Source organism: Psittacicella melopsittaci (genome assembly GCF_003585925.1).
In the GTDB taxonomy this organism is placed as follows: Bacteria; Pseudomonadota; Gammaproteobacteria; order Enterobacterales; family Psittacicellaceae; genus Psittacicella; species Psittacicella melopsittaci.
Genome location: NZ_NRJH01000058.1, coordinates 1 through 11,173, shown reverse-complemented (window position 1 = coordinate 11,173; position 11,173 = coordinate 1). Strand labels below are relative to the sequence as shown.

At 33.3% G+C, this 11,173-nt stretch carries 9 protein-coding genes; 8 read left to right on the top strand and 1 reads right to left on the bottom strand.

The window, feature by feature from the left end:
* Positions 1-201: 201 nt before the first annotated feature.
* Complete coding sequence (rpmE, locus tag CJP74_RS06845; RefSeq protein WP_119497606.1) at positions 202-417, bottom strand: 50S ribosomal protein L31; 216 nt, start codon at positions 415-417, stop codon at positions 202-204.
* A gap of 316 nt (positions 418-733) precedes the next feature.
* Between rpmE and glmM the strand changes: the two genes are divergently transcribed.
* From glmM to CJP74_RS06805, 8 genes are all read left to right on the top strand, one after another.
* Positions 734-2,077, top strand: coding sequence for a phosphoglucosamine mutase (gene glmM, locus CJP74_RS06840; RefSeq protein WP_119497604.1), 1,344 nt, complete (start codon positions 734-736; stop codon positions 2,075-2,077).
* 3 nt (positions 2,078-2,080) lie between these two features.
* Positions 2,081-2,767 carry a hypothetical protein gene (locus CJP74_RS06835; protein ID WP_119497602.1) on the top strand — a complete coding sequence of 229 codons (687 nt, stop codon included), beginning with the start codon at positions 2,081-2,083 and terminating at the stop codon, positions 2,765-2,767.
* A gap of 55 nt (positions 2,768-2,822) precedes the next feature.
* The gene (locus CJP74_RS06830; protein ID WP_119497601.1) at positions 2,823-4,691 is read left to right on the top strand and encodes a 3'-5' exonuclease family protein; all 1,869 of its coding nucleotides are present in this window, start codon (positions 2,823-2,825) and stop codon (positions 4,689-4,691) included.
* A gap of 2 nt (positions 4,692-4,693) precedes the next feature.
* Positions 4,694-4,981: a YcgL domain-containing protein gene (locus CJP74_RS06825; protein ID WP_119497599.1), complete on the top strand. Its 288-nt coding sequence runs from the start codon at positions 4,694-4,696 to the stop codon at positions 4,979-4,981.
* A 30-nt stretch (positions 4,982-5,011) separates the two neighbouring features.
* Positions 5,012-5,779, top strand: coding sequence for an ABC transporter ATP-binding protein (locus CJP74_RS06820; protein WP_119497596.1), 768 nt, complete (start codon positions 5,012-5,014; stop codon positions 5,777-5,779).
* Positions 5,780-5,788: 9 nt separating this feature from the next.
* The gene (locus CJP74_RS06815; RefSeq protein WP_119497594.1) at positions 5,789-6,640 is read left to right on the top strand and encodes an iron-siderophore ABC transporter substrate-binding protein; all 852 of its coding nucleotides are present in this window, start codon (positions 5,789-5,791) and stop codon (positions 6,638-6,640) included.
* Positions 6,634-8,565, top strand: a complete 1,932-nt coding sequence (gene fhuB, locus CJP74_RS06810; protein WP_119497592.1) for a Fe(3+)-hydroxamate ABC transporter permease FhuB — start codon at positions 6,634-6,636, stop codon at positions 8,563-8,565. The genes CJP74_RS06815 and fhuB overlap by 7 nt, the downstream gene beginning before the upstream one ends.
* 121 nt (positions 8,566-8,686) lie before the next feature.
* On the top strand, positions 8,687-10,699 hold the full coding sequence (locus tag CJP74_RS06805) for a TonB-dependent siderophore receptor (protein ID WP_119497590.1): 2,013 nt from the start codon (positions 8,687-8,689) through the stop codon (positions 10,697-10,699).
* Positions 10,700-11,173 lie beyond the last annotated feature (474 nt).

Below are 11,173 nucleotides of genomic sequence, written 5' to 3'. Positions count from 1 at the left end.
ACATTATTTAACTTAAAGTATTGATTATTAGGTTATATACAAGCGGTTCAAAATTATATCAATAATTAAGACCTATCTAAAAATTTCTCTAAATTAATAGTATTATAACCTATTTAGCTGATTTTGTTAATATAAACTTTTTAATATAGAATAAAAGCACCTGAGTTATACCCAGGTGCTTTTACTTTACAAAGATTACTATTATTTTTTAGAAGTGAAACCTTTGAAACGGTTTTTGAACGCTTCAACACGACCACCAGTGTCAACGATACGTTGTTTACCAGTATAGAACGGGTGGCATTTACCACAAACATCTAAGTTTAATGGTTTGTTTACAGTTGTGTGAATTGTGTATTTTTCACCGCAAGAACATGTTGCAGCTACTTCATAATAATTAGGGTGAATACCTTGTTTCATAATAAACCTTTAGAATAATTATGCATATCGCTATATGAAATTCTTTGCTTTCAAACACCATATGCAGGGTTTAAATTAAAAAAGTAATAAACTTCAGGATTAGAAAAAATCTTAAACCAAAATCTTATCTAACATAAAGTTTTTACTGGATCAAAGCCTGATTTATTTCAGGCACGGGGGTATTATACACTAAAAAGAAAATAAATGCAAGAGGGAGGCATTTTTATATCTCCGTAAAAAGAGCGTTGGTTTGTGATAAAATATGAGAGATAAAAAATGTAGATATTTTCGATTTTAAATAAATTAGTGAGATTTCATGAAGCGTAAATATTTTGGCACAGATGGTGTGCGTGGAAAAGTTGGTGAAAAAATTACTCCTGAATTTGCGTTAAAATTAGGTTGGGCAGCAGGAAAAGTTTTAGCTTCTCATAACCAAAATAGCCGTGTTCTTATAGGTAAAGATACGCGAATTAGTTGCTATATGTTAGAATCAGCTCTTGAAGCTGGTTTTGCAGCAGCTGGAGTAGCTTCATTTTTAACAGGACCTATGCCAACCCCAGCTATTTCCTATCTGACAAGAACTTTTAGAATGGACGCTGGAGTAGTTATTTCTGCTTCTCATAACCCTTATTATGATAACGGCATTAAGTTTTTCAACTCTGATGGAACAAAACTTCCAGATGAAGTTGAACTTGAGATTGAAAAATATTTAGAACTACCTTTAGAGTGTGTAGATAATGTTTCTTTAGGGCGTGCAAAACGTGTTGTAGATGCCGTAGGACGTTATATTGAGTTTTGTAAGGCAAGTTTTTCTACTCGCTTTACGCTAAAAGGTTTAAAAGTGGTAGTAGACTGTGCAAACGGGGCAACCTACCATATAGCTCCTTCTGTGTTCCAAGAGTTAGGAGCAGAAGTTATTGCTATAGCTAATCAGCCAAACGGGATTAACATTAACGAAAACTGTGGTTCTACCCATTTAAATACTTTAATCAACAAAGTATTAGACACTAAAGCGGATTTAGGTATTGCCTTTGATGGTGACGGTGACCGTGTAATGATGGTTACTTCGGAAGGACAAGTAGTTGACGGTGACCAAATTCTTTATATTCTTGCAGCCTATGAGCACGCAACCAATAAACTGGCAGGCAAGGGTGTAGTTGGTACTCTAATGTCAAACAATGGCTTATTAACAGCTCTAGATAAACTAAATATTCCATTTGTTCGCTCTGCTGTAGGCGACCGTTATGTATTACAAAAACTTTTAGATAATGGTTGGTACCTTGGAGGAGAAAACTCAGGGCACATTATTCATTTAAATAAAAACCAAACTGGAGATGGTATTATTGCTGCTCTGGCTGTTTTACGCTCTTTAACTTATTTCAATAAGTCTTTAGGGCAAATGGTTGCACAAGTACCTTTATTCCCACAAATTCTTATTAATGTGCGCATTGATGAGCTGGAAAATAATGTTGTGCAAAAGGATTCAGTGCAACAATTAATTAAAGCGATTGAAGAGAGCATAGCTCCAGAAGGGCGAGTTCTTTTACGTGTTTCAGGTACCGAGCCGATTATTCGTGTAATGGTAGAGCACCCAGAAGAAACTATTGCTCGTCAAGCATGTGAAGAATTAGTTGAAGAAATTAAAAAGTATAAAAAATAATCTATGAATGATTGGTTAACTAAATCTAAATGGGGCAGACGTTTAATGATCCTTTTACCTCTTTTAATTGTAATCGGGGTAGTAATTTCTATTTATCGTTCTGCAACTTTAACAAGTACTTCTGCACCAAGGGATGTGCTGGTGTCATTAAATGAACCAGCTTTTCCAAATGATTCAGAGTTAAAAGCAATTAACTATAATTCATTTAAAGACGCTCAAACTACAGCTTACTATATTCCAACTAAGGCAATTGAAGATAGGTTAATTTCAGTATGTAATACACAAAGAGCAGGTGCTTCTCTTACGGCATTGCAAAACTTAACTTGTTTACATTATGCTGGAGCTTTACTCCAAGCTGACTACTGGGGGTTACAAAGTTCTGATATTTTAAGCTTAGCTAAAGAACGTATGGCCGCTCTTTTTAGCTCGCAAGGAGAAAACTTAAGAGCAAGAGTTATAAGTAATTATAAAACAACAGGTTTTTCCCTTGTAAATTTAAGAAATCCTGACTTTTATACCACTATAAGTACACAAGAATTAACTGACATCTCTCTGTTATGTGGTGTGTATGTTAAAAATCAAAAGCAACCTGATTTCTTTAGTTCAACTTATGAAAGCGATAAAGCTCAATTAATTGCAACATATGAAGCATGTGGCCTAATTAGTTACTTTTACGCTAATAACAATTAACTAAAAAAAAGAGTGTTGTGAGAACACTCTTTTTTTCATTTTTGAGGATTTTACTATGCGGCGTAAAGACACAGATTTTGTACCTATTAAAAGTATTCCCAAAGATATAATTAATACTTATATAGTCTATGACTATGAGACCTATGGTTTAGATGTTCGTAAAGCGGGGATTGCTCAACTTGCAGCCGTAAAATTAGATTCTTCTTTAAACTATATTGAAGAAAATGATTTTAACTACGAAGTAGATATTTATAAAGACCAACTTATTTCCCCTATAGCCTCGATTAAAACAGGTTTCAAAATAACCCCTATTGTTGATTATCAGGGCAATATTTTAGATTGGGATCTTGTTGGTCGCGTTAGAGGGAGAGCTAAACTAAGTGAACCTCTATTAGCCTATGCTTGGAATGAATATCTTAAGGAAAATAAAAATACTTGTATTTTAGGTTACAACAACTTTAATTTTGATGACAAAGTAACCTCGAATTTATTTTTCCGTAATTTTATAAACCCGTATCAGTGGTTTTATGAAAATGGCAATACTAGAGTAGATCTCTACCCTATAGCTGTAGCATTTGCTAACCTTTGTCCTAAAGCAATTAATTGGCCTATTGACCAAACTACAGGCAATATTTCCTTTAAGTTAGAAGAAATTACTAAGGCAAATAAGTTTTCTCATCTTAATGCCCATGATGCCATGTCAGATGTAAAAGCTTGTGTGCAACTTCTTCATGCTTTTAATGCTCCACGTCTTGATAATAGTTTATTTAGTCCAGAAGAACTGCAAAGTTTATATAATATAAACTTTAGTCCCAAAGCTTGCCTTAAATATCTGCTTAATTTTAGATTAAGAGATACGGTTACTAAATATCTCGAAGGCAAATATAAAAATTCATTTGTTTATTTTGATGTAAATGCCCGTAAAAGAGACACTTTACATTTAACGCCTGTTTTTTGTTTAAATAATCTCGTTGACAAAGCTATTGAACGCGAGGCTATTTTATTAGATCTTTCTATTAAGCATGAAGATTTAGTAGAGTTTTTTAGTTGGAATGAGCAAGAATTAGGTGATTTTCTTTCTTTAAGTCCTAGATATAGAAAGTTTAGAAGTCCTGCTTTATTTGTCGAACTAAATAAATTCCCACTTTTTGCCGAGTTAAAAGAGTGTAGTCAAAATCCGTTATTATCAGATGCAGAGTTCCTTGATAATTACAATACCAATGTAAACTATGTTCTTGATTTACCAACACAAGTAAAAATTGATCTTTTTAACCGCTTAACTCAAGTAGGAAAAAATCGCTTTAGTGGTAAAGTACCTGATCAAACTTTTTCAGATAAAGTTTATGTACCTGTGCAAGAAAGTGAAGAAGTTGTTTATAGCAATGAACAAATGCTTTATAAGCATCAAGTAAAAGACAAGCTTTTAACTTTAGATAATCAAATTAAGATTTTTCCAGATACTTTTTTAAATAAAAGCTTTAATACCATTAATAATAATCGTGAAGTCTTTCAGGGTGAGTTTGGCTTAAATTTTGATAGATTTAACTATCAACTAGCACAAATTTCTCGTGATCCTATTCTCAATAATATGTTTATTTTATTTAAAGGGAATGCTGATTTTTATAATTTAACTGCAGAGTTAAAATTCGATTATTTAAATAAAATTGAAGCAAGGTTAGAGCTTTCGCGCGAAGAATTTGACAATGGTTTAGTTGACTTACGTAGATTATATGTCGAAGATAGAGAAAAATTCCTCCAAGAGTATAATCTAAACGAAATTCAAGAAATTAACAAAAATACGCTTGCCTATTATGATTTTATAAAAAGTAAAATAGGTCAATATCGTAATGAATTGTCTAACTTAGACTATGAAAAACCTGAGCAAGAAGAAAATGCTCAAAGTACTACTGAGGAAGAAAAATAATTATGTTAGTTTCTATTTATGTTACTAAGGATAGTAAATATTTTTTATATGTTCCTTTTAACCCTAAATTTAAAACTACGCTTGATCTCTACGAAGATGTACCGCCGACAATCAAGGATAAATTTAAATCAGGTAGATTTGTTAAAACTATTGATTCGGCAAGCAAAAAATTAGTGCAAATAGAAGATTTAGAGCAATTTCATCAAACTTTAACTACAAATGGTTATTACCTGTTTAAAATTGATGAAGAGTTTGTGGAAAGACAAATTCAAAATGCTTTGCGTAAATAATTAACTAGTTCACTCTAATTTTAAATTTTTATGTATCGATTACAAAACTTAAGTTTCAAAATAGAGGAGAGGGTTCTACTCTCTCCTCTAAGTCTTGACTTTACTCCAGGAAAAGTCTATGGCTTAGTTGGGCATAATGGCTCAGGGAAGTCTACTTTATTAAAGCTTATTGCTCGTCAAGAAAAGCCTTCGAGTGGGGAAATATTCTTTGCTAATAAAGCCCTCGAAGATTTTGCAGCTAAAGAATTAGCTCAAAATATAGCTTATTTACCCCAACACTTGCCAACCGAAACCCATTTAACGGTACAAGAGTTAGTAAAAATGGGACGCTTTGCTTGGCAGGGACTATTTAGTCGTGACTCAGAAGAAGACAAAAAAATAGTAGAGCAGGCACTAGAATTAACCCATACAACAAAATTTTCTCAAGCTCTAGTGGATAATCTTTCTGGGGGAGAAAGGTCTCGTGTATGGATTGCTATGCTTCTAGCCCAACAGAGTAAATTTATTCTCCTTGATGAGCCTTTAGCTCCTTTAGATATAGCTCATCAGGTTGAAGTAATGAAGTTACTGAGATATTTGAGCCAAACTCTTGGCGTAGGTATAATTATTGTTATTCATGATATAAATCTAGCTGCCAGATTTTGCGATCAAATAATTGCTTTACATGCAGGAAATTTAATTTTTAATGGACAGGCAAAAGAGTTTATTAGCCAAGAGAACCTTAAAGCTATTTATGGTATAGATCTTACGGTAATAGATCACCCTGAAGTGGAAGATGTAAAAGTTGCATTCTATTAGGGAGAGACTATGCAAAAGATTTTTCTCATAATTTTAACTTTATTATTTTGTCAATTTTCTCAGGCGCAACGTATAGCAACCGTTGACTGGACAGTGGCAGAAACTCTTCTTGCTCTTGGTATTAATCCAGTGGGTGTAGGAGATGTAAATTCTTATAATGTTTGGGTTAAAGAACCTAAAATTAATGCGAACCTAACTGCAGATTTAGGGACAAGATTACAACCTAATCTAGAAGTAATTGCTAAGCTTGACGTAGATTTATTTATAAACTCACCTATGTATGCAAGCATTACCCCAAAGTTAGAAGAGTTTGCTCCTGTGCAATTAGTAAATTTTACTGCCGAAAATGACATTTGGGCACAGGTTTTAAGCTCAACCCATGAGATTGCTAAATTAGCTCAAGTAGAAAATACAGCTAATAACTATATAGCCACAAGTCAAAGAGAATTAGCAGATTTAAAAGAAAAGCTTGCCCTTGATAAAGGTAAAAAGATTGCCGTAGTACAATTTGCTGATAGCAAGAACTTTCGTTTATATGCGAAAAACTCTATAGTCGGGGCTGTTTTGGATCATTTAGGTTTAGAAAATGTCTATAACCAACCTGGAAATCTTTGGGGTTTTATTAATTTAACTATAGATAAACTGGCTGATTTTCCTTCAGACACTCAGTTGGTAGTAGTTAAACCTTATCCTGCAGATGTTCCAGCTAAGTTAGCTTTAAATAGCTTATGGAATTATCTTCCCCTTAAGGAAAATGTAATTATTTTACCTGAAACTTGGACTTTTGGTGGGCTACCTTCGGCAATGAGATTTGCTCGTCTGTTAGTAGAAGGGCTTAATGGGGAGTCTGGCAAATGGTAAGAAAGTTAAATATTTTTATCTTTATACTACTTGGAGCAAGCATAGCTCTAGCAAGTATATTAACTTTAAAGCAACTACCTCAAGTTGGTTTAAGCGAACTCCTAAATTCTCAAACTAATAATGTTAAAATTCTTCTTTGGCAAAACTATACTTTGCCAAGAATAGTTATGGCAATATTAGCTGGTCTGGGTTTAGCCGTAGCAACGGTAATTTTACAGCAGCTCACAAAAAATAACCTAGCTTCAGATAGTACCCTGGCAGTTAGTTCAGGTGCACAATTAGCAATTGTAATAGCGACAGTATTTTTCCCAAGTTTTTTAATTTTTGGGGTAAGCTTTATTGCCTTTGCTGGTGCTTTAGCTGCTCTAATGCTTGTTCTTCTCCTATCCATGCGAAAAAATACCAATCATATTATTGTTATTTTATCGGGGATGGTAGTTAGTTTATATCTAGGAGCTCTTTCGGCAGTATTTATTTTAATCTTCCCTGAAGAAACGCGTTCGGTAGTTATCTGGGCAGCAGGTTCATTAATTCAAGATAGTTGGTTAGATTCGCGTAATCTTTTTCTGGGCTTAACTTTACTACTTGCTTTAGTTCTTCTCTTTGCCAAATCCTTTAATATGCTTAGTTTAGATGATGCTAGTGCTAAGCGTCTTGGCGTTCCTGTTTTAAGAATCAGAATTATCGGACTGATTATTGCTGCTTTTATTGTAGGATTAATTGTGGCAAGAGTGGGAATGTTAGGTTTTATAGGCTTAATTTCTACGGCAATTGTACGAAATTTAGGGGCTAGAACATTTAAACAAGTTTTATTCTATGCAGCTGTGGTAAGTGCCCTACTTTTACTGGTTACAGATTTGCTTTTACAGTTAGTAGATTTTTACTATCAAATGCAAATTCCTACAGGAGCGGTTACTAGTATTATAGGTACACCTGTACTCCTCTATATAATGTTTACTGACAAAGCTAGAACAACTAAAGTTAGCCAAGAAAGTAAGGGACATCGCAAACAAGGGGGGATAAAAACCTATATAACCCTTATTTCTCTTTGTCTCCTAGCCTTACTTTTAAACTTGTCATTTAGAAATGATTTTTCTTATACAATTTTTGAGTTAAGAATCCCGAGAATTTTATTAGAAATCGGAGCAGCCATTATTTTAGCTATTTCAGGTTTAGTTTTACAAAGAATAAGTAATAACCCTTTAGCATCTCCTGAACTCCTTGGGATAACTTCTGGAGTTAATTTAGGCTTAATGGCAACATTACTTCTATTTTCTGGAGCTAGTCTAACGGCATTATGGTTAGGAGGGACGCTTGGAGCATTTTTTGTCTTATCAATAGTAATGCTCTTAAGTGTGAAATCTGGCTTACAACCTGAAAAGGTTTTAATGGTGGGGATAAGTATAACCGCATTATATGACGCTGCTCAGCGCATTTTTATTGCCACAAATGACTTTAGAGCTTACACTCTATTAAGTTTAACTTCGGGTACTACCTACAATGCTAGTCTTGACTCGGCATTAATTTTATTAATTGTTGCTATTGTTGCCTTTATAGTAATTTATCTTTTAAATAAAATATTTATTCTTATTTCTTTACATACTCCAATGGCAACTGAGTTAGGTTTAAATATTTTTAAAACGCGATTATTCTTTATTTTATTAGTTGCAATAATAGTAACATGTGTAACTTTAAATATTGGATCCATAATGTTTGTGGGGTTAATAGCTCCACATGCAGCTAAATTCTTAGGTTTTTATAAGCCTCGTCCGCAACTAGTTGTTAGTATTTCAATTGCTATATTATTAATGTTAGTTGCTGATTTACTGGCAAAAAATATCATATATCCGTATGAAATACCAGTAGGTTTAGTTGCTACTATTTTAGGTGGGATCTATTTTGCTTATTTAGTAAGAAAAATTTAATTGCAAAAACTAATGAAAATCATTTGCATTTAGAGTATTATTAGCATGGTTAAAACTGAAAGGTTTTAACCATGCTTTTTTAAAGAATGTGAAATATATCACTCTAAAAGTTAATTGGAATATGAAAAAGATATTAAAACTAACAGCTCTGTCTATTAGTATTGCGACTGCAGCGAATTTTGCATACGCAGACACGACAACAAATATAACCTTAGATAAAATTACAGTTTCTGGTTCAGCAAGTAAAACTGGAAGCTTAAAATTCTATTCACCAACATCGAGTACTACTTTACAAACAAGTGATGCTCAAAATATTGGTGCTAACCAATTAGATGCTTCATTAAGATATACTCCTGGTGTGCAAGCACAATTATACGGTGGTGATCTAGATGATACCTTATGGTTCAAAGTACGTGGCTTTGACGCAAGTATTTTCGTAGATGGTGCACCTGTGTATAATAGTGGCTATACTTGGTATAGTCCAGTGCTATTTGGCTATGAAACAGCTGAAGTAGCTAAAGGTGCTAACTCTGTATTATTTGGTGCGAGTGAAGCAGGTGGTGCGGTAAACCTAGTTACAAAAAGACCTCAATTACAAGAAAAAGGTCTATTACAGTTTAATGTAGGTAACAGAGGTCAACGTGGTCTAGCTTTAGATTATAACGGCAACTACAACAATACATTACTTTACCGTATTGTTGCTAGTTACGATCACCAAAAAGGTGAAACCTACCGTACTTGGGCAGAACAATACTACTTTGCTCCAAGTGTTACTTGGTTAATTGATGATAAAAGTAGTTTAACTGTATTAGCTTCAGTACAAAAATCTACTGGTGTGCCGACAACTAACTTCTATCCATTTGTTGGTACTGTAGATACATCTAGCTATGAAGTTTCACGTCGTACTAACTTAGGTAATCCTGATGCTGACTTTTTCCAACGTAAAGCTGAAAGTTTTGCGATTGAGTATAAAAGAGAGTTAGGTTTAGGTTGGGACATTAGTGCTAAGTACAGCTACTTACAATCTAAACGTGATCAACTTGCAAGTTACTATAGCTGGTTAGATTCAGGTACTAATTACTATCGTGGCTACCTCTACAATGATACTACTCAACGTAATCACAACGTTGATGTGCATGTAACGAATGTTGCAAAAGTGGGGGGGGGTACAAATACTTTAGCCTTAGGCGCACAGTATAACTATGTTAAAGTAACAGGTGTATATGGATTTGGTACTTACAGCGGTACTTATGATTTATTAGCACCAACTTATACAAGTGCTCCAACTGGTTATGCAAACCAAAATCCATACCTAGTAAATCAACATCAATCAAGTTTATATCTCCAAGATACATATGATTGGAATAACTTTATTTTTGATTTAGGTTTAAGATACGACAAAGTTTCAAGCCAATCTTATACCCTAGGTGCAAATGGTGCGTACGAAACAAATCGTACTACTTATAGTGCTGGTGTAATGTATAACTTTGACTTTGGTGTAAGTCCATTTATTCATTACTCTACATCATTTAAACCAGTTGCTGGTTCAGACGGTCAAACAGCATATAAACCAATTACGGCAACTCAGCTAGAATATGGTATTAAATATGTACCAGAAGCAATTGATGCAAGATTTACTCTAACGTTATTCAACATTCAAGAAGATAACAGTTTAGTGCAAACAGCAACTATTGCTCAACAACTAGCTAAAAATACATCTAAAGGTGTTGAGTTAAGTGCAGATATTAATCTAACGAAAAACTTCAATGCATTATTAAGCTACACCTATATGGATGCTAAGACTAGAAATGGTACAGCTTTAGTAAGAACACCATTAACAGCATTTAACCAAGCTACAGCACGCTTTACTTATAGCTTAGATTCTATTCCATTAACTTTAGGTGCTGGAGCAAGATACTTTGGTGAATCAAGTGATGAATTAGGAAACCCTGGAAAAACTATTCCTTCTTATGTAGTTGCTGATTTATTAGCTAAGTATAGCTTTACACGTAACATAGATCTACTTGTAACTGTTACAAATGTAACTAACAAAACTTATGTAACTGGTTGTTACTATAGTTGTTACTATGGTGAAGGTAGAAAAGTTAATGCAACTTTAAGTTACAATTGGTAATTTAAATAATTAACCATACACTAAATTTGAGCAGTCCTAGGGCTGCTCATTTTTTTGTGGAAAGACAAATATAGAAAAAAATAAATCCAAACTGAAAAATAGCAAAAGCTATAGAAAAAAATAAAAAAATAGCAAAAGCTATAGAAAAAAATAAAAAATTAGCCAAGACTAAAAGAAGTAAGAAAAAAAATACAGAAATAAATTACTGGTAAATCAATGAGTTGAGGAAATATTTGATTGGGAAATTAAAAATAAGCTTGACTGTAGTTATTTAATTCTCTATAATATGCCTCGTTGTCAAAAGAAAGCTAGCAAGATTTAATAAATCTAACGTAGTGATTTTTAATAAGAATTTAGACTTTAATAAAATAAATCTAAAATAAATTAAAAAAAGATTTGACAAGGGTAAGAAAATATTGCTATAATTACCCACGTTGTTTTCAAATAAACAACGTAAGTTCTTTAACAATTTAA